Annotated in this window: 18 protein-coding genes and 2 pseudogenes; 7 read left to right on the top strand and 13 right to left on the bottom strand. The window is 49.8% G+C overall.

Going from position 1 to position 19,664, the window contains the following annotated elements; genetic code table 11:
* Positions 1–34: 34 nt before the first annotated feature.
* From P304_RS15980 to argH, 6 genes are read right to left on the bottom strand one after another with little or no spacing between them, the layout of a single operon-like run.
* Positions 35–724 (bottom strand): Crp/Fnr family transcriptional regulator, encoded by a 690-nt coding sequence (locus P304_RS15980; protein ID WP_051321392.1) that lies wholly within the window; start codon positions 722–724, stop codon positions 35–37.
* 25 nt (positions 725–749) lie between these two features.
* Positions 750–3,140 carry an endonuclease MutS2 gene (locus tag P304_RS0104065; RefSeq protein ID WP_027389499.1) on the bottom strand — a complete coding sequence of 797 codons (2,391 nt, stop codon included), beginning with the start codon at positions 3,138–3,140 and terminating at the stop codon, positions 750–752.
* A gap of 34 nt (positions 3,141–3,174) precedes the next feature.
* Complete coding sequence (locus P304_RS0104060; RefSeq protein ID WP_027389498.1) at positions 3,175–4,617, bottom strand: hypothetical protein; 1,443 nt, start codon at positions 4,615–4,617, stop codon at positions 3,175–3,177.
* Between the two features lie 28 nt (positions 4,618–4,645).
* The gene (locus P304_RS0104055; protein WP_027389497.1) at positions 4,646–5,071 is read right to left on the bottom strand and encodes a PaaI family thioesterase; all 426 of its coding nucleotides are present in this window, start codon (positions 5,069–5,071) and stop codon (positions 4,646–4,648) included.
* Between the two features lie 5 nt (positions 5,072–5,076).
* The gene (locus P304_RS0104050; protein ID WP_027389496.1) at positions 5,077–5,718 is read right to left on the bottom strand and encodes a hypothetical protein; all 642 of its coding nucleotides are present in this window, start codon (positions 5,716–5,718) and stop codon (positions 5,077–5,079) included.
* Positions 5,702–7,093, bottom strand: a complete 1,392-nt coding sequence (gene argH, locus P304_RS0104045; RefSeq protein WP_034764122.1) for an argininosuccinate lyase — start codon at positions 7,091–7,093, stop codon at positions 5,702–5,704. The genes P304_RS0104050 and argH overlap by 17 nt, the downstream gene beginning before the upstream one ends.
* Positions 7,094–7,265: 172 nt before the next feature.
* Between argH and P304_RS13940 the strand changes: the two genes are divergently transcribed.
* A complete protein-coding gene (locus P304_RS13940; RefSeq protein ID WP_051321391.1) occupies positions 7,266–7,604 on the top strand; it encodes a hypothetical protein in 339 nt (112 codons plus the stop codon).
* Positions 7,605–7,687: 83 nt separating this feature from the next.
* Here the strand turns inward: P304_RS13940 and P304_RS0104035 are convergent, their stop codons facing one another.
* The 3 genes and pseudogenes from P304_RS0104035 to P304_RS17450 all read right to left on the bottom strand — a co-directional run bounded on the left by P304_RS0104035 (position 7,688) and on the right by P304_RS17450 (position 10,620).
* Positions 7,688–8,857, bottom strand: coding sequence for a hypothetical protein (locus P304_RS0104035; RefSeq protein WP_027389494.1), 1,170 nt, complete (start codon positions 8,855–8,857; stop codon positions 7,688–7,690).
* A gap of 9 nt (positions 8,858–8,866) precedes the next feature.
* Positions 8,867–10,368: pseudogene (locus P304_RS13935) on the bottom strand (MBOAT family O-acyltransferase).
* A gap of 129 nt (positions 10,369–10,497) precedes the next feature.
* Entirely contained in the window at positions 10,498–10,620 is a 123-nt protein-coding gene (locus tag P304_RS17450; RefSeq protein ID WP_269077600.1) for a hypothetical protein, read from the bottom strand.
* On the opposite strand from P304_RS17450, the gene P304_RS0104025 reads away from it, so the two are divergent.
* The 5 genes from P304_RS0104025 (at position 10,619) to ldhH (ending at position 16,604) form a co-directional block, all read left to right on the top strand.
* Positions 10,619–10,921, top strand: coding sequence for a phasin family protein (locus P304_RS0104025; RefSeq protein WP_027389493.1), 303 nt, complete (start codon positions 10,619–10,621; stop codon positions 10,919–10,921). The two genes, P304_RS17450 and P304_RS0104025, sit on opposite strands and share 2 nt — an antisense overlap.
* On the top strand, positions 10,918–12,489 hold the full coding sequence (locus P304_RS0104020) for an ABC1 kinase family protein (RefSeq protein ID WP_084417523.1): 1,572 nt from the start codon (positions 10,918–10,920) through the stop codon (positions 12,487–12,489). The genes P304_RS0104025 and P304_RS0104020 overlap by 4 nt, the downstream gene beginning before the upstream one ends.
* A 48-nt stretch (positions 12,490–12,537) precedes the next feature.
* Entirely contained in the window at positions 12,538–13,749 is a 1,212-nt protein-coding gene (locus P304_RS0104015; protein WP_027389491.1) for an FprA family A-type flavoprotein, read from the top strand.
* Between the two features lie 219 nt (positions 13,750–13,968).
* Positions 13,969–14,454, top strand: coding sequence for an LUD domain-containing protein (locus tag P304_RS15975; RefSeq protein WP_051321390.1), 486 nt, complete (start codon positions 13,969–13,971; stop codon positions 14,452–14,454).
* 2 nt (positions 14,455–14,456) lie between these two features.
* Entirely contained in the window at positions 14,457–16,604 is a 2,148-nt protein-coding gene (gene ldhH / locus P304_RS0104005; RefSeq protein WP_027389490.1) for an L-lactate dehydrogenase (quinone) large subunit LdhH, read from the top strand.
* A 92-nt stretch (positions 16,605–16,696) separates the two neighbouring features.
* On the opposite strand, the gene P304_RS13925 is transcribed toward ldhH, so the two are convergent.
* Positions 16,697–17,467 carry a tetratricopeptide repeat protein gene (locus P304_RS13925; protein ID WP_051321389.1) on the bottom strand — a complete coding sequence of 257 codons (771 nt, stop codon included), beginning with the start codon at positions 17,465–17,467 and terminating at the stop codon, positions 16,697–16,699.
* A 73-nt stretch (positions 17,468–17,540) separates the two neighbouring features.
* Positions 17,541–18,089, bottom strand: coding sequence for a hypothetical protein (locus P304_RS0103995; RefSeq protein ID WP_027389489.1), 549 nt, complete (start codon positions 18,087–18,089; stop codon positions 17,541–17,543).
* A gap of 171 nt (positions 18,090–18,260) precedes the next feature.
* Between P304_RS0103995 and P304_RS0103990 the strand changes: the two genes are divergently transcribed.
* Positions 18,261–18,767: a ferritin gene (locus P304_RS0103990; protein WP_027389488.1), complete on the top strand. Its 507-nt coding sequence runs from the start codon at positions 18,261–18,263 to the stop codon at positions 18,765–18,767.
* A gap of 34 nt (positions 18,768–18,801) precedes the next feature.
* Here P304_RS0103990 and thiE read toward each other — a convergent pair whose 3' ends face one another.
* Complete coding sequence (gene thiE, locus P304_RS13920; protein WP_051321388.1) at positions 18,802–19,374, bottom strand: thiamine phosphate synthase; 573 nt, start codon at positions 19,372–19,374, stop codon at positions 18,802–18,804.
* Positions 19,375–19,664 (bottom strand): annotated as a pseudogene (locus tag P304_RS13915) (dehypoxanthine futalosine cyclase); the annotation flags it as partial. It abuts the gene before it with no gap.

Genomic DNA, 19,664 nt, shown 5'->3' with positions numbered 1-19,664 from the left:
GGAAATCGAGATCTCTCACTAAATCTCTGCACTTTTACGCGTGCGGCTTGATCGTCGGCGGAATCACGGCGGTACGCCCCATAAATTCTAACAGTTTCGGCTTATTGTAGCGTAGTTTGACCATGCGAAAGTTGTGCTGTAATTGACTGACAATACCTTCTTTTTGCATTTGGCGCAGCACTTCCAAAAGTACGCTCACTTCGCCGCCGCATTGTTTTGCCAGTGCGGCTAAATCAAGCTGATATTCGCCGCTCTCTTCTTGTTCCGCTGCCAGCAAGGCGCATCCCAATGCCAGTTGATAGGTGCGGGTAATCGCATCGCAATACTTTTCGTTGATATCGCGAATGCGGCTGGCCAGTACGCGCAAAAAGCTATGGCTGAGGCTCGGAATAGTCGAAACGGAGTTAATCAGTTTTTCTTGATCGAGCGCTAGGGCGCGGCAGCGCGTGCGGGCAATGATAGTAGCTGTGCGATGGGAATTCAGAAATACGCTCATTTCACCAAAGATGGTTCCCGGAGTGAGCACGTTTAACAGATGTGTCGCTCCGTTTTCATCGCGATGGGTGACTTCCATTTCACCTTCAATCAAAATATACACGCAGTCAGCAATATCGCCTTCATGAAAGACTTCTTCGGCGGCGGCAAACGTATGGACTTTACTGCCGCCGCTCAGCAGCGCTCGTTTGGTTTCGTCGTTAATGGTGGTGCGAATTTCACGAATCATAGCTTACTCCATACGGTTCGAGGTTTTATCCCTTCAGTGTCACGACGGTTGCGCCGATTCCCCCTTCAAACGCTTCGCCGTCGCGCCATTCTTTGACTGATGGTGATTGGGTAAGGTATTCGCGCACGGCTCGTTTCAACTTGCCAGAACCAAGCCCATGCACAATACGAACATATTCCCAATCGGTCATTATGGCTTGTGCCAGATATTTTTCCAGCATTTCCAGCCCCTCTTCAACGCGTTCGCCGACGAGCATCAATTCTTGTTTCAGGCCAGTAATCGTTACGCCGTAGCTGGCGGTAATTTCTTCGGCACTCTTTTTCTTGGCTATTTTCTGTTTTGGCGCTGGCGGTGTTTGCGGAGCGTAGAGTGCCTCTGGTGTCGTTTTTATGCGCATTCCATCGACATTGACTTCCACCATTTTGCCATCAATAGCTAAAATGACTCCGTCGCGGTCAAGTTTTTGTACATATACGGCGGCACCAACGGTCAATTTTTCGAGTTTCTGCAAGCGCCCAAGCTGGAGTTTCATGGCATCAGCACTGACTTTATCGCTGACGGTCTTAAAATTCTGTCGGCTTTGTCGTACGTCGCTGGGAAGTGTTGCACTCTGGGAAGTGCTGTGCTGGGCGCTCTGTTTCATGGAACGGACGTAGGCCTCTGCTTCGCGCCGCGCCTCTTTTAACAGCGATTCGGCCTGCATGGTCGCCTGTTCCAGAATTGCCTCGCTGCGCCGTTTTGTCTGTTGTTCGCGTTCTTCAAGTGTTGCCAAGCGCGCTTCAAGCTGTTCGCGTTTGAGGCGGAACTCCTGATCTTTCTTGACGTGTCGCTCTAGCTTGCGCTCCAGCGCTTGGATGGTTTTAATCCCTTCGGTCATTTCGCCGTTCAGAAATTCGCGCGAGTAATTCACGATTGTACGCGGTAATCCATATTTTTCAGCAATTGCCAGTGCGCTCGATTCGCCTTGCTGTCCAAACAGTATCCGATAGGTCGGCTGAAGCGTGGCAAAGTCAAATTCCATGCAGGCGTTTTCTACTCCAGGCGTGTTATAGGCAAAGCGTTTGACGGCATTGTGGTGCGTGGTGGCGACAACTAGGGCTTTGCGTTCAATAAAATAGCGTAAGACGCCAACGGCTAAAGCGCCACCTTCTTCGGGATCGGTGCCGCTGCCAAGTTCGTCGAGCAGAATCAGCGAGCGTTCGCCGGCCACAGATGCCATACGGGCTATGTTTACGATGTGCGAACTGAAGGTCGAAAGGTTTTGTTCAATCGACTGTTCATCGCCAATGTCAGCATACACGCTATCAAAATAGCCGATGGAGCTTTGTTCCGAGCAAAGCACGGGTAGGCCGGAGTTATGGCAGAGGACGGCAACGCCAAGTGCTTTTAGCCCCAGTGTTTTCCCGCCTGTGTTGGGGCCGGTAATCAACAGGGTGTGAAAGTCGTGCCCGATTTGAATATCAACCGGCACGGCGTGGTCGCCCAGCAGTGGGTGGCGCAAAGCATGGCACACCGCGGCGCGCTGTTCTGTAACTGGCAGCCATGTGCCACCACGGGCAATGGCGTAGCGCACGCACGCTGAATAGAGGTCAATGCGTGCGAGTCCCGTGACGTTTTCGCGCAAGGCTCGCATCCGCGAGCGGAGCAACTCGTTGATTTCCGCAATAATACGGTATTCCTCTTCGCGCTCTTGCCCCAGCATGGTGGCAACTTTGTTGTTAAATTCTACTGTTTCTGCTGGCTCAACATAGAATGTCGAACCGCTGGCAGAATGCCCTTGCACTACACCGTTAATTTTGCCACGAAAATTGGAGCGCAGTGGAATGACATAGCGATCTTGCCGCAACGTAATGATGTTTTCTAACACCACATCTTTATATTCCGCTGAGTTGAGGTAGTGGTCGAGATGTTTTTTTACGCGAGTGCGGGCGATTTTCACTTCACGCCGAATTTTCCGCAGGTGATGTGAGGCGTCGTCGGTAATATGTCCGTTGTCGTCGATACAGAGTTCAATACGACTGCGCAAGTCGGCACAGGGAAACAAGTCGGCGCACAACTCTTGCACGCGCGGGGCGATGCCACCTTCAACTTGCGCCATGAAATCCTTTACCTTTTGTGCTACTTGCAAAAAGCGCGCAATTTGGCGTAGTTCCATGGGTTCCAGGAGCTGGCCGCTTTGCGTGGTTGATTCCAAAAGCGGTATGGGATCGAAGAGATCGCCAATCGGAAAATTGCCGTATTGCAGCGCCAGAGCGAAAAATTCGCGCCCAAGATTGACGCGACCTTTCATGTCCAAAAGGGTGCTGGCTGGGCGGAGTGCTTCCAGCTGATCGCGCCCTAAATCCGAAGCCGCGTACGATTGAATAAGGTTTTTTATTTTCTGGTACTCAAGGGTGAGTAATGAGTGGTCATCCATATGGGGAAGGTCCTTTTGTGCAATGTCTAAAAAACTAACGCCCGGTGAGGAGGCAAATATCTTGCGCTTCGACGCCCATTTCTGTGAAAGCATTCATAACGGTATCATAGGTGCTGCCGCTTTTTGTACCGCGACCAATCGCGGGAACGTGTACCACGTAAAAGTTCTTTTGACGCGGATCGACTTGCAGGCGAGCAATGTTGTCGGCAATCAGCTTGGGTGAGTGTACGTCAAGAAAATGTACCGTCGCGGGGGTTTCTTGCAACACATTACGTAGCAGGGCAATTGGCAGGCGATCACCCACTTGACAGCTCCCCTCAAAGCTTTCATCCATCATGGTGAAGAGATGGTAGAGCGAGCCGAGTTCGCGGACAAAACGGTCGCGCACGTCGCGCTTTTCGCGCCATCCGTAGCGTTCCAGCCATTTGCGTAACTCATCTCCGGGAAAGGCGTCCAGCGTGGTGTCTATCACCCCCATCGCGTGTTCGGAGTGCATACAGGCGGGGTGATCGGCAAGAAAAGCGACAAGTGTGGCTGTCATCCGTTTATCGTCTGCTTCAAGGGGCAGTTTTGCTTGCATGTAATGGCGCATGAATTCGCTGAACGCTACATAGGTGCGATAGGCTTCGCGAAGGTTCAGCCGTTTAAAAAACGGGTGGTAGCTATTGGGAATGTGTGGCCATATTTCGGGCGGTAGAGCGACAATTGATGAGCTTTGGTAGCGCCCGAAAAGGGCTTCTTCGTAGCCGGCTATAGTAGACGGAAGTTCTTGCAGCAAGAGTTTGAGGTCAATAGCATTGCCTATTTCAGCGCCGCCGGGATGTTGAGGGCGAATGCCAAATAGTACGGTTTGTTCGCCACTGCTGTGTGTCAGGTCGGTAATTTCCACGATCCGTTGATGGTCATCGTTGGGGTGATTATTGAAAATTGCCAGCGGTGCAGGTCCGCTCACATGCAAGGGGTCGCCAGAAAAGTCGATTTCAATTATGAGCACTAACTTGTCGGAATATTGCGAGGGTTTTCCCCAAGCGTGAGCGCAAATATAACGAATAGTGGCAACTGCGTTGGTGTAGGTGTCATCAATTCTTGCCATCAATGCACTTTTGCGATCCCAACGGTTGAGCGAATCCATTTTAAAAAAATGGCGTGTGGCTTCTTTCAGCCAGTTTTCGGCAAATGACTTTCGCATTTCCAAGGCCGCAAACAAGAAAGCCAGCGCAAAATACGCCACAATGAAAACGACTGTCATAATAATCGGGCGACTCACAATGAGAGTGATTTTTTGCGAATAGCCAAATGCCAAGGTCATAATCGCACCAACCGATGCCACAAATGAGCACAGCACAAGATAGTACCGGAGCTCGCGGCGGTTGTTGGGATCGGAAAGGTAGAGATTAAAAAGGTTCAGCTCTTCGACGCGAACGCTGGTGTCGATTTTTTTTTCAGAAGCAGTGGCAGTTGCATCGGGCGTAGCCATGCGATTTTTCTCCGAAATTTATCTTCGTCTAACGGTTACGAACCATAAAGGTTGCAGCACTTTTTGCTACGACGCTTTCCGGTTCGTTGCCGACTCGAATAAGGTCTGCCTCTAGGCTGACGAGCGAGCGTCCGCGGCGTACTACATGGGCTCTTGCTTCGATGATGTCTCCTACCTGCACCGGAAGGAAATAGCGAATCTGCATTTCCACTGTCACGGTTGTCGCCTGAGGGGCTAATCCGGTTAAGCATAAGTGTGCCATCGCTTCATCGGCTAATGTAGCTAGCACTCCGCCCGCTACGAGGCCGCCGCCTTGACGGAGTGCTTCATAGGTTTTGAGTCGCAGGACTACGCGGTCAATTTCTAGTACGATAGGCTCAATTCCCAAATGGGCGAGCAAAGGATTTACGTCGTAGCGTCCGTTGCGGAGTGCGTCAAGATATGTTTGGTACATCGCAATCACCTTGCCGAAAGTGTGATGGAAAGTGCTTCGGAAGGAGCCGAAACGGTATGTTGATCGGTACGCAGTGCAACGCGGTACCAATAGCGCCGACCTGTGTTTACGCTTTGATCCCACCAGCGGTCGCCCTCCACCGTCGCAACTGGTGCATATTGTCGGCCATCGGTCGAACGGAGAATTTCCACGCTTCCTGTTTCCTTCGTTTGCCACGTCAGTAAAGCGCCACTCCCTTCAGGTGTTACTTGGAAAATGGGTGCTTCTGGAAGGGCACGGAAGGTAACTTCTATCGGATCGCCGGATTTCGAACTGAATCGGCCAATGGTAATGCAGGTGTAGCGGTACGTTGTGCCTACTACGGCGTGTTCGTCAAGGAAGCTGGCCTGTGGTGTTGTAAACTCATGCAGAAGTTTGTTGGTGCCAAATTCGCTATTGGTGGCTTCGGCACGCAGGATGCCCCCTTTGCCGGAGTAAAAAATGGGAGTTTTACACGATACCAGCACACCCGCTTCGGTGACGGCTACACGCAACAAAGAACCTTCGTCCGCTGGAGCGGCGACCGGATCAAGTTTTTTGCCACAGCCTACCAGTGCGATGAAGGCCAGCAATGTGATGGCACCCGCAAGGTTACTGCGCAAATTCATGACGGCTCCGAATGGTCGCAAGTTGCGCTGCGACGGCTTCGCCGGAAGTGCCACCGAATGCTTTGCGGCTGGCAACGCTTTTTTCAACGGTGATGCAGTTGAAAATATCCGATTCGATCAGTGTAGAAAGTGCTTGCATTTGTCCTAATGTCAGCTCATCAAGCGCTTTATTTTCTGCTTCGGCTAACGCTACGATCTTTCCGACGACCTCATGTGCATCGCGGAACGGCAGGTTTTTGCGCACCAGATAATCAGCAATGTCCGTCGCGGTGGAAAAGCCGTCACCCGCTACGGCGCGCATTCTCTGTGTGTTAAACGTTGCGGTGCGCAGCATGTCGGCATAAATTTTGAGCGACCCTTTGACGGTTTCCACGGTGTCAAACAGGGGCTCTTTATCTTCTTGCATATCTTTATTATACGCGAGCGGCAGCCCTTTCATGACGGTCAAGAGCGACATCAGGTTGCCGTAGACACGGCCAGTTTTGCCCCGTACTAACTCCGAAACATCAGGATTGCGCTTCTGCGGCATAATGCTTGACCCGGTGCAGTACGCATCGGAAATACGGATAAACCGATACTCCGAGGTGCTCCAGAGGATAAATTCTTCTGAGAGACGCGAAAGGTGCATCATCAAGATAGAAGCGTGGGCGCACACTTCCAGCAGAGCATCGCGGTCGCTGACCGTATCGAGTGAGTTTTTACTGACACCCGCAAAACCGAGTTCCTGCGCAACGAATTCGCGGTCTATCGGGAACGTCGTTCCGGCCAGAGCACCAACGCCCAGTGGCAGCACATTCACCCGCGTTGCGGTTTCGCTGAACCGTGCGGCGTCGCGGTCAAACATTTCAAAATAGGCCAGCAGATGATGTGCCAGCAGTACCGGTTGCGCCGTTTGCAAATGGGTGTAACCAGGCATAATTGCTGTCTGATGGGCTTCAGCCTGTTCCAAAAGCGCCCGTTGCAGATCACGAATCAGCTCCACAATCTGCGCAATCGCATCGCGCGTATAGAGGCGGATATCGAGTGCCACCTGATCGTTGCGGCTGCGCGCGGTGTGCAGCTTGCCGCCGACCGCGCCGACGCGCTCAATCAACCGTTTTTCAATATTCATGTGAACATCTTCTAAATCAACGCTGAAGGTGAAGTTTCCAGCTTCAATATCTGCGAGGATTGCCTGTAAGCCCGCGAGAATCGTATCGCGCTCACTTTCCGCAATAATCCCCTGCTTGGCAAGCATCTTACAGTGGGCGATGGAGCCTTCGATATCATACCGGTAGAGCTTCTGATCAAAAGCAATACTGGCGGTAAACTCTTCGGTAAACTTATCCATTGGCAGGGTAAAACGCCCTCCCCACAGCTTATCATTTGCTTGCATGTCAATAACTCCTTGAAGAATCAAAAAACTGGTGCGGGGAATGTACTATAAATTGAAAGCGATTTCACGGGATAAGAAGGGGCGAAGATGGAAATACAAGTCAGAATAATGCGGTAACCAACACTTTCCCCTTGAAATCGCTTTAAACGCCACGAAAGATGTCCACTGCGGCATGACCATCACCGACCTCCCGTATACAGCACAGGTGATTGCCCCAGACGGCAGAACGTGGTTTTTCCACGATGTTGGCGGCGTACCGCTGTGGCTGGAAGATAAACCCTTTCGCGATACGGCCCGTATTTGGACCTATTCCGAGGGGACGTGGATTGACGCCCGCACCGCGTGGTTTGCCCGCAACGAAGTTACCCCCATGGAATATGGTTTTGGCGGGTACCGCGAAGCTGGCGAAGGGCGAGTTGAGTATGAAACCATGCGCCAGCTGATGTTGCGCGGCGAAAACATGACCAATCCCGCCGTGAAGCGGAAGCTCTTTATTGAAGATTGCCATTAGAAGGGTGACGGGCGGGACAGCGATCTCTTTGCCTTCAGTGGATTTTTTCAGGTATTTTTTGGGTTGCGGCCCACTTTCCCCTATCAATAATCGGCTTTCGATTGAGCTAAATAATTTTCTATCTGCAGGGCTAAGCCTTTCAAATCAAACGATTCTGATTTTCTGCGAGCGTTATCTAAATACCTGTCAATATTTTCAAGCGTCAGCCTATAGCCTGCTTGTTGAATATCAACGAGCATTCTCTCATTAATGCTGTGATGATAATGCCCCGGATCTTTATATAATGCTATGTCATCCGGAAAATCTTGATCCTCATAACCATATATGAAAACATTCGGCATTTTTTCGGCAGTGCTTACAACGTGCCTTACAACAGCTTCATGTATTGCTTTATTCTTTGGCTCAGTTTGGTGCCATAGCGCATAGCGAATGCGCGAATAAGGGGGGAAAATTAAATGGAAATCAACAGAGGGGTATAATAGCGCATATGATAAAAGATGATCATCGACATACTTAAGCGAGACATTGATGAATATCTCTGTTTCTGCTAATTCTATCTCTTGATTGCTATTACTAGTCAGCTTTCCTGACGCAACTATTGTTTTAAATGCTGCAATAATTTGCTCATTATTTTTGGCAGCAAGCCAGTTCATAAGGCCGCCAAAGCGCTCTGCATGAGAAGGATGATTGAGCCAAGCGCTTGGCCGGTCAAAACGCATATCCTGCGATATGCATTCTCCGCCTAATAGAGACTTGAAAATACATGCTAGAACAATTTTATCCGCATAAATCCTTAAGTCATTCCAAATATTATCATCATAGAGATAAGCAAACTGATCGACAGGGTAGTCATCCCGTCCCTTTCTATTGTTTAAATAGCTGTCATCAATGGAGTAAATAACGGAGCGTGTGAGATCGCTTTGAAGTAAGTACGCCAACGCAAATTCGCGTTCAAATAACGAACTGCCAGACATAGAGATATTTGCCCAAGTCCCACCTAGTAAAGTTTCAGCATGTCTAGCTGAAGTGTTTTCAAGCATACTTGTTCCTAAAATATAACCGCTAAACTGCTGAGAGCGAATAGCACCACTCGCTTGTTTGCGCATATCGGTTAAGATGCCTAACTTAACCCCATTTGTGTGAATAATGGAAAAAGGGTCTAGAATGTAAGCCATACCAGCAATTAATGAGGACACAATAACTGGCAGGAAAAAGAATAGAGCTAATTTTTTTTGAGATGTTTTCAGACTCACGATAAATCCTTAAAAGTTAAAATATAAAAATTCAGACTTTCCTGCTTGACTCATGACCCACAGTGCCAACATTGCCATAGTGCCTGCTATTCCAAAAAAATATGTACGAAGCTTAGCGCCCTGGAGCAAATATTGATTTGAGTTTTTCAATCCCAACGTTGCAATTACCATTATGAGTATGAGAAGAGGAGTCAGTAATGTGTCGCCATTTATCGCGCCAAGCCATTTTCCAAATGTAACGCCATATGGTGTTAAAAATTGAAATTTAAACTGGAACATTACAGGTAACATCACCCCATCCAGCCCTACCATCCCACGTAGAACCTTAAAGGCGTCTTCCCATTCGCGCGCGCGGAAAAACACCCACGCAATGTTGACGAAGTTAAACGTGATAAACCAAGCTAGGTATTGGTTCATGCGCAGTCCGGCCTCTTGCCAAATGCGGTGAATGATCAAGGCGATGCCGTGCAATGCTCCCCACGCCACAAATGTCCATCCGGCGCCATGCCAAATGCCGCCGAGTAAAAAGACAGCGAAAAGGTTGAGGTAGTTGCGGTATTTGCCAACACGATTGCCGCCGAGTGGAATGTAAAGGTAGTCGCGCAGAAAGCGGGACAATGTCATGTGCCAACGGCGCCAGAAGTCTTGAATATCGCACGCTTTATATGGCGAATTAAAATTCATCGGCAGTTTAATGTTGAACAGCAAGGCGGCACCAATAGCCATGTCGGTATAGCCGGAAAAGTCAAAATAGAGCTGAAACGTGTACGACAGGCTTGTCGCCCAGGCACTGAAAAAATTGAGTGTTGTTGCGGTGTCAAAACCCGCCGTTGCCCATACTGCGAAAGTGTCAGCAATCACCACTTTTTTAAAAAGCCCCATACTAAAGACGAAAAGGCCAAGGGCAATATTGCGGTAATTTTTCACCAGATTCCAGCGGCTGGCAAACTGTGGCATCATTTCTTTATGGTGGACAATTGGCCCAGCGATGAGTTGCGGGAAGAAGGTAACGAAGAGCATATAGGTAAGCAGATTGTATTCTTTCGTTTGCCCCTGATAGCTATCAACAAGGTAGGCAATTTGCTGAAAGGTGAAAAAGGAAATTGCCAGTGGCAACACGATGTGAGGCAAGGGGATGTCAGCATCGAAGATACCGTTAAAATTTTCGAGCAAGAAATCGGTGTATTTAAAATATCCAAGCAAAGATAGGTTAAAAACTATACCAACCGAAAGAATAAGTCGACGAGAGAGGCGCTTCCGTCTCTCTCTCTCTCTCTCTCTCTCTCTCTCTCTGGTTTTTCTGCGAGGCTTGACCCAATTGCAAAATTGATAAACATCGATGCAAGGATAATTGGAAGATAAAGCGGTTCCCACCATGCGTAGAAAAAGAGGCTTCCGCTAACTAGCCACATGCGCGCGGCGGTTATCAGGCGCTTTTGTGTGAAAAAGAAGTACCCGAAAAACATGATAGGTAAAAAAGCCAAAATGAATTCATACGAGTTAAAGAGCAAGATTCCCTCCCCAAGTCTTTTGTGGCTGATGTCTTTTGCCATTCAATATCAGTAACTGGAATGTGACGCAAGGCTCTATTTTTCATTCTCTTTTTGTTAACTCTGCACACGCAGGAAAATAGATGGATGTTAATCTGCTTCGGGATAGCACGTGCCATAGTAGAAAATGTTGAGGAGATTTTGCCGCTTGCCAAATAGGAATTTTTCGCTATTGTTGCCCCTTGTAGTCTGAATGTTGAGGAGCAATGCCATGGAAAAGAAACTCGAGGATCTCTTTTTATTCGGCCTCGGTGCCGCGTTATTGACGAAAGAAAAAATCGAAACTGCCGTGCGTGAAGCGACAAACAGTCAAGCATTCAACCGTGAAGAAGCCGAAAAGATGATCGAAACGGTTATCGAACGCGGCAAGGCGGAAAAAAGCGCGCTGCATGCGGTGGTACGCGATGCCGTTCGATCCGCTATTGACGAGCTGGGCATTGCCACTAAAGAAGATCTGGAGCGTCTGCGTGACGAGCTGAAAAGTCGGTCGTCTGAGGGGTCGAAGCAGGAGTGAAGCTGCTCCTTTTCTATCTGCGCACCTATCACCCAGCGCGCATCTACTGGGTGTTTCGTTTCTTGCTTACCATCTTTTTACTGATCAAGCGGCGGACGCAGTTTCTTGGCATCCGCCCCTATTCACCAGAGATGTTGTTGCGCGCGATTACCAAGCTCGGGCCAAGCTTCATCAAGCTGGCACAGGTATTGGCGACGCGCGCTGACTTTTTTGAGGCGCCATATCTTGAGCGCTTACGTCAGTTGCACGATAATATTGACCCAATGCCCCCTGCCGATTTTCGCGAAGTATTTCAGCGCGCTTTTGGCGAACGCAATCCTTTTGAGGATTTCCAAGAGACCCCTTTTGCCAGTGCTTCCATTGGTCAAGTGCACGTCGCCCATCTGCAGGGGACACACGAAAAGGTGGCGGTAAAAATCCGTCGCAAGGGAATTGAGCGAATTGTGCGCGAAGATATCCGTATTCTCACAACGTTTCAGTTTCTCTTTCGTCCGTTGTTTTCGCAATACACCAAAAACTCACTGGAGTCGGTACTGATTGCTTTTTCACGCATGATTGTGCGCGAAGTGGATATGCTTATTGAGTTGAATAATCTGGAAAAATTCATCCGCACATATCCCGATGCCGGCATCCGTTTTCCACGGCCATTTGCCACCCTTTGCTCACGCGATGCGCTGGTGATGACGTTTGAAGAGGGGGTTCGCTTTGACGATAAAGCGGCGCTCGCACAACTTGCCGTGCCGTTTGCCGCGTTGATGGAAAAACTCGTCCTATTCTATACGGAGCAAATTCTGGTCAAAGGGTACTTTCATGCCGACCCCCATCCGGGAAATCTTCTGATTACCGAAGAGGGCGAATTGGTGCTGCTTGATTTTGGTATGGTTACGCGCATTCCCTCAGGAACGCGTATTGCGACGATTGCGCTGGTGAAGGCGGCGTATGAAAGAAACTATGCCACGCTGGTGGCGGCGGCCAAAAAACTGGGAATTGTGACCGACAACGCGCCACAGGTTGAATTGGAAGAATTGAGCGAACAGATTTTTGATATTTTCGATAACGAATCGCTCAGCGCTTCAAGCATGCAGCAACTCGGTTTTGATCTGCTGCAATCAATGAAGCACATGCCGTTTAAAGTTCCCCAGGAAACAATCTACATTATGCGCGTCAGTACGATAATCGAAGGCCTGGGGACGACCTACAAAGAAAATTTCAATGGAATCAAGGATATCCTTCCCGTACTCCAGCAAAACCTTGCGCGTGCGTTGGGCGAAGAGGCGGGTGTCCTGCCTGTGCTGGGTCGGGAGATAAAACAGATACCGTTTACGCTGGTCAAGGCGCGCCAGATCATTGATGATATGCACGATGGCGAATTTACCGTCCGCCTGAGCCGTGAAGACAAACAACAGCTCCTGAGCGAAATCAAGCTCTACTTACGCCGGATGCTGTTTTTGGTCATTCTGCTTGGTGGCGCGGTGATGGTGGCGGCGGGAACCTTCCCATTTGGTGGCATCTGGTCACTACTTTTACTTGTTGGGGCGCTCATTGGCACCATGTTTTTTTTGGGTTAACGGCGGATTGCCTTACCAATAGAGAATGTATGCAAAGGAGGAACACGTATGCGCACTACCATTTGCCCCGGTGTTACTTGGGTTGGCGTGAAAGATCCAGAGCTAGAAATTTTCGATATTGTCGTTCCAACGGAATTTGGCACGACCTACAACAGTTATTTGATTCAGGGAGAAAAAGCTACGGCACTCATTGACACCTCGAAGCTCAACTTTTCGGCAGAGTATTTTGCCAATGTGGAAACGCTTACGCCACTCGACAAAATTGACTACGTTGTGGTGCAACACACGGAGCCTGACCATGCGGGTTGTCTGCTGGAGCTCATTCGCCGCCATCCGAACATCACGGTAATCCACTCCAAGCCGTGCACAAAATTCATTGAAAATCTCGTGAATTGCCCGTTCAACTCGAAACCCATCAACAATGGCGACGAAATAGATCTGGGCGGCAAAACACTGCGCTTCTACGTCACCCCGTTTCTGCACTGGCCGGACACAATGGTGAGCTATCTGGTTGAAGATCAAGTGCTCTTTTCGTGCGATATTATGGGGTCGCATTTTACGAGCCGTTCCAATGACGCCATTTTTAACTCGGAGCTTGATCCAGAAGATTTCGGTTCATCGGTGGCGTCGTTCAAGTATTACTATTCAATGATTATGCGCCCGTACAAAGAACATATTATTAAAGCGTTTAAGCTACTCGACCCACTTCAGAAGAAAGTTATTGCGACGTCGCACGGCCCAATTCTTGACCGCGATCCTTCGTATTACTATGACTGGTACGCCCTCCAAGCGACAAATTACCTCAAGCGGATTAGCAGCCAGAAAGTGACAATCATTTACGCTTCCTCCTACGGCAATACGGTGAAAATGATGGAAGCGGTATGCGCGGGGCTCGAAGATGCCGGTGTCGAGTTGGTGGCGTATGATGCGGCGACCGCGCCGATGGAGGCAATGATTGACTCGATTGAGCTTTCGGCAGGGGTTATTTTTGGCACCTCGACGATCAACTCCAAAGCGCCTGAGCCTATTTTGTCCGTTATTGCCAACCTGGTTGTGCTGAACGTCGTTGGACGCAAAGCCGCTGTGTTTGGCTCGTACGGCTGGAGCGGCGAAGGGATTACGATGACCGAAGGGATTTGCGATGTCATGCACATGAAGGTGGTGCAAGAGGCCTTCAAAGTGCAAATGACGCCATCGGCGGCGCAACTTGATGAGGGTCGCCAGTGGGGATATCAATTCGGGCTGAAAGTGATTGAATAGATCGCTGAACCGCTAAAGACGATTGAACGCATTTCCCAGTCAGCGAAAAATGAAATATTGTATTGTGTTCCGTCGTGCTTGCGTAGAAGCGGTGCGACGGAATTTTATTGTGCACCAAACTGACCGGCAGAGGGGTGCTCAAGCGATTCATCGGCTTGACTTTGCGGGCGCACCCACCTATTATAATTGGTAATACCATTGATGCACGGGGGGTCGCACATGAATTACCCGCTTCTTGATCCGTTTATTGTTCGTTCGAATGCCGTTGGAAACACGACGTTAGTTGTAACTCCCGACGAATGTCAAGCCTACTGCGCTGGTCATACCACAAACGACAGTTTCGTTTATCTCCCAACTTTTGGCAAATTCGCTACCGATGTTCCCATTCCTCAAAGTGGCATTTCCAGCGCTCTCATAGAAGCGCGGCATGGCATTAGCGCGACTGGTACGGTGGTAGTTGAAAGCCAAGAGGAACCGTTGCGCCGAGCGAGTTGCCTGGCCGAAGAATTGATTGTCGTTTTGCCTATCACCGCGCTTGTCGCAACACTCTATGATCTTGCCGACTACATGGAAGCCATCACGGCGAATCCAAATGCGTTTGTTGCCTTTATCTCTGGCCCAAGCCGTACGGCAGATATCGAGCGCGTGTTAACGATTGGTGTCCATGGGCCGGGTGCCATGACTGTATTGCTGGTAAAGGAGTAAGTATGCAACAAGAACGCCCACTGAACGAAAGAGTCCGCGAAAAACTCGCCGATGCGACGCTCGCAAAAACGCTGCGCACCTTTGGCACGTCGTATAAGGTTTCGCGCCGCAATGCCCTTGAAGGGATGGATTTTGAAAAGCGTCGCAACCAACTAAGCGCGGCCAAAACAAGAACGACTGCCGAGTTAATGGAACTGTTCGAGCAATTTCGCGGCAATGCCGAAGCCGCTGGTGCTACGGTGTATCAAGCACGCGATGCCCAAGACGCTTGTGAGTACATTCGTCAGGTCTGCGAAAAGCATAATGCCAAATCGATGATCAAGGCGAAGTCCATGACTTCGGAAGAGATCAAAATCAACGATTTTCTTGTAAAGCATGGCATAGAGCCAGTCGAAAGTGATCTTGGTGAATGGTTATTGCAACTCGCGTCAGAGCACCCGTCGCATATGGTGCTTCCTGCCATTCATAAAACCCGTGTGCAATGCGCCCGCCTGCTGGAAAAAGTGGCGGGTGAGCCGCTTGATGATAACGACATCGAAAAAATGGTCAAAGTGGCGCGGAAAGCATTGCGCGGCGAGTATTTTAAGGCCAGTGTTGGCTTTACCGGAGCCAATGTTGCCGTTGCCAGCACTGGGACGATTGCCACCGTCACCAACGAAGGGAACGCCCGCCTGTGCGCGACGGTTCCTGCAGCGCATGTTGTCTTGCTTGGGTACGAAAAACTCGTGCCAAGTTTTAGCGAAGCGATGCAAGTCATCGACTTGCTCCCCAAGTGTGCCACGGGGCAAAATATTTCCACCTATGTGACGTGGATGAAAGGGTGTAACCCTGCTTCGGCCAACGCGACGGGCAAGAAAGATGTCCATTATGTGTTCCTCGATAACGGGCGCCTTGCGTTCCATGAGCATCCGCGACTCGGCGAAGCGCTCAAATGTATCCGCTGCGGCTCGTGCGCTAACGTCTGTCCGGCGTACGAAATGGTCGGCGGACACGTCTTTGGCCATATCTACATCGGGGCGATTGGGCTCATCAAAACCGCTTTATTTCACGGTGATGCCAAAGCGCGCGAGATTATCGGGCTGTGCGTTGGGTGTAAAGCCTGCACCACGGCATGTCCGGCCGGAATCGATCTTCAGGAAATCATTTTCGATCTCAAGGGATACCTTGGCGACAAATACGGTGTTCCTGCGGTCAAGAAAATTGCTTTTTCGCAGGTTGTCGGTAAGCCAGCAGTGATGCGTACGGCCATGAAAGTTGGCGCTATTTTACAAAAACCGCTGTTGGCAAAAGATGGTCACCATTTACGCGGCATTCCGTTTTTGCCGAAGGAAAAGGATTTCCGCGCTCTCCCTTCGGTGGCGAGTAAAACCTTCTTGGATGCCTATCGTTCTCTGAAGCCGATCGCCACCGTTGCGAAGGAGAAGGTATTCTTTTATCCCGGCTGCGCCGTGGAGTATTTCTACCCACAGATGGGTACGGCACTGGTACGCCTTTTGCGCAAGGTTGGTATTGAGGTTGACGTTCCCGATACCTCGGCCTGTTGCGGTTTGCCCGCTATCGCCAGTGGCGACCGCGCCAGCGCGAGCATGACTATTGCGACGCACTTGAGCCACATGAAAAACCCCGCCGACTACAGTGCTTGCCTTGTGCTGTGCCCCAGTTGCGGCATGGCTATGCGCGAAGATTTCCCCCACTACACGGAAACGAATCTCGACCATTTTCAAAAAGCGAGCATTATCGGCCAACGGGTGATTACGCTGGGAAGTTTTCTGGAGTCGCGGGGTATCAAGTTTACCGTGAAAGGGAATCTGAAAGTGACGTACCACACGCCTTGCCATCAGGGACGCGGTATGAAGCAATCGGCAGCGCCTTATTTGCAGGCGCTTTTGGGTGACAGTTTTATTCCGCTTACCGATAGCGACGTGTGTTGTGGCTTTGGTGGATCGTATTCTATCGATCAGGCGGAAATTTCAGCAGGCATTTTGCGCAAAAAGACCGAATATATTGCCGACAGCAAAGCTGACATTGTCGTTACCGACTGTCCGGGCTGCGTCATGCAGATTGACGGTGGCCTTCGCCGTCAGGGATGGAATGGTAAGGTTATGCATTTGAGTGAGTTGCTTGACGAGTATGTTACCGCGGTTCAATAAATTTTACTGACTTTCGTTATGCAAAACCCCCTGTTCTTTGTAAGGAACAGGGGGTTTTTGTTGTGGACTTTGCAGACGAATATTCCTGAGAGCTATTCTGACTTCTTTTCTGTTTTCTTCGCTTGCATCCGCTGGGCAGCTCGCACTTGCGCGGCGGATGGTCTGCCGTGGAAACCTTTCTGGAAGCGGCTCATCGACTGCGTTGCGGGCATTTCCAGCATGTACTGATACCATTGTTCGCCAAAGAGGCGCATTTTGATTTTTTTGCCATTCTGCATCGCGACAATGTTTTGCTCGAGCGCATCCGCCGTAGGGTTTTTCTTATATCCCTGCTGCAAAAGTTGAAGCGCCTTATCGCGATTGCCCGTTTGTTCCATCAGCCATGCGTACAAGCCCCAGACAACGGGCTGCTTGGCGTTTTTCTTCACCGCGCGATCCATCACGTGTTCCATGGCGCCAAATTCTTTATCACGATAGTAGATGACACCCAGCATGGTAATGCCGACCCAGTGCTTGTCCATACCGCGTGCAAGGTATTCCTTCGCTTTCGCGTATTCTTTTTGCAGGTAATAGATCGTACCAATTTGACTATCAATTTGCTTTTCTAATTGAAATTGCCATGGCTTATAGCGCCTGGCATCGTCCAAAATGCGGATAGAGCGGGCGAAGTTCCCTTTTTGCAGCGCTTTTTGCGACTCCTGAAACGAGCGGGAAATGACACCAAAAAGTTTTTTTCCAGCAAAATACATGATGGCAGCAGTTAAAAGCACTCCGACAATGGTTGATGCCCAGATCGGCATAAAAAATGAGAGACCGGCTCCAAAGGCCATCCACAAGGTAAGCATAATAAGAATGGTGTACATACAGTAAGTTTTCCCGCTTTCTCGAAAAAATAAATGAAACCTGCAACAACACTAAACCGTAAGGCTGTCCCGCTTAACGCGGAAATAGGGTATCGTCAACATAGCCGGATCCAGCTACTGGGCGAGCGGCTGGTGCCGCGCTCGATGCGCCAGTCGGCTTATAGGCCGAATACTGAATATTGACTTCGGATCCAAAAGCATTTCCCTGAATAGTGATCAGCGCCATGGAATTTGGTTTGCTGTACAAATGCGTAACTTTATTGCCGGTAATCGATACCGAGTCGATCACCCAGCCATGACGTGGCATTTCGCGACGGTAGATTTGCGAAACCGATTCTGCGGCAATATTGCCTTTAAAAAGGCGACGCGCGAGTACCATTCCATTTTTGGTTTCAAACAGAAACGTTTCTGCGTCAACCCCTTTGTAGTCGCGTGGCACAGGGATATCGCGCAGATAACCATCTTGTGTTGTCAGTTGTTGTGGTGCTGGAATGCCAGTTTCACCAACAGGGGTGCCTTCAGTTGTTGCACTATTAGAAAAGAGCGAACTACTACAGCCACTCATGATCAGCGTTGTGCTGATGCACGCCACTGAGAGAAAAAACCACTTTTTCAATGACATTATTGTCCTCCATATAAGGATTTGTATAGCGAGTCAACATGCCATAGACGAGCAAAAAACTCAAGGTATTCTCGATACCTTAACACCTTGACTTTCCCTTTCTGCGACCGTTACATTCTTCGCTGTCGGCAGGAGCATCGGCACTGCCATCAATGCCCACTGGAGGAATATATGATCAGCAAAAAGATGGAAAAAGCCTTAAACGACCAGGTGAATTTTGAGCTGTATTCGGCGTATTTTTACCTTTCGATGTCGGCTCACTGTGCGTCTATCGGCCTCAAAGGGTTTTCAAACTGGTTCATGGTGCAGTATCAGGAAGAGACTTTCCACGCCATGAAGATTTACCAATTCATTATTGACCGTGGTGGCGTGGTACATCTGCAAGCGATCAATGAGCCAGAGCAGTCGTTTGCCAGCCCACTGGAAATGTTCACCAAAACACTTGAGCATGAACAAGAAGTGACCCGTCGCTTTAATGAGTTAAGTGACCTTTCTTTCGTAGAGAAAGATCACGCCTCGCGTATTTTCTTGCAGTGGTTTGTGACCGAACAGATTGAAGAGGAAGCCAATGTCAACGAAGCGATCGACCGCCTGAAAATGGTCGGCAAAGAGAAAAGTGGCCTCTTCATGCTGGACAACGAATTTGCCACGCGGACGTTTGTTGCGCCCACGGCGTAGTCGTTACGTCGTCGCGCGCAACGCCTGACATTCTTCAAGTAACCCTTCGANGTACGGCGCCAATGACGGCGGCTCCAACGTGGGGCGCAATCAATAACTCGCGGAAGCGCTCCCGCGTTACCCCGCCAATCACAAAAATCGGCACGGTTATTTCTTGCACGATGCGGCGAAATTCGTCGCGGTTGCGCGGCGTATAGGTGCTGTCTTTCGACATCGTTTCGAACATGGGACCAAATCCAATGTAGTCGGCACCTGCGGCTACGGCTTTACGTGCTTCTTCCAGTGAATGCGTCGAGATGCCAATCAACTTCCCTTCGCCCAGCACTTCGCGGGCAAAGGATATTTGATCGTCTTCTTGGCCAAGGTGCACCCCGTCGGCATCGCTTTTCAGCGCCACTTCTACCGAGTCGTTGACGATAAAAGTAAAGTGAAATTTGTTTTTCAGCTCCATGATTTTGCGCGCGACGTCAAGTACGCCGTCCGTATCGAGTTTTTTGTCGCGGAGCTGAATCAGCGTTGCGCCGCCCGCCAGTGCTTCGCTTGCTGTCGTCACGTGGTCACCAAAGGCGTCGCACGATGTGATGACGCAAATATCAACTGGTTTCATCTAAACCTCCTGCCCGACCGGGCGATAATACACATCGCGTTGCATCGGGATAAATCCCGCTTGCGTAATGGCGCGTTGCATTTCGTCAAGTGTAATGCGGAAGCTGACTCCCGCACTTTTGACGACGTTCTCTTCGAGCATTAGGCTGCCAAAATCGTTCGCACCGAAGTGGAGTGCAATCTGGGCGATTTTTGCCCCTTGCGTGACCCAACTGGCCTGAATGTTTTTGAAGTTGTCGAGATAGATACGGCTGACGGCTAAAAGGCGCAAATATTCGTGTGAGGTTTTTT

It is taken from the genome of Chrysiogenes arsenatis DSM 11915 (assembly GCF_000469585.1).
GTDB classification, from domain to species: domain Bacteria; phylum Chrysiogenota; class Chrysiogenetes; order Chrysiogenales; family Chrysiogenaceae; genus Chrysiogenes; species Chrysiogenes arsenatis.
The sequence above is the reverse complement of the archived record's forward strand: the minus strand, read 5'-3'. Positions and strand labels throughout refer to the sequence as shown.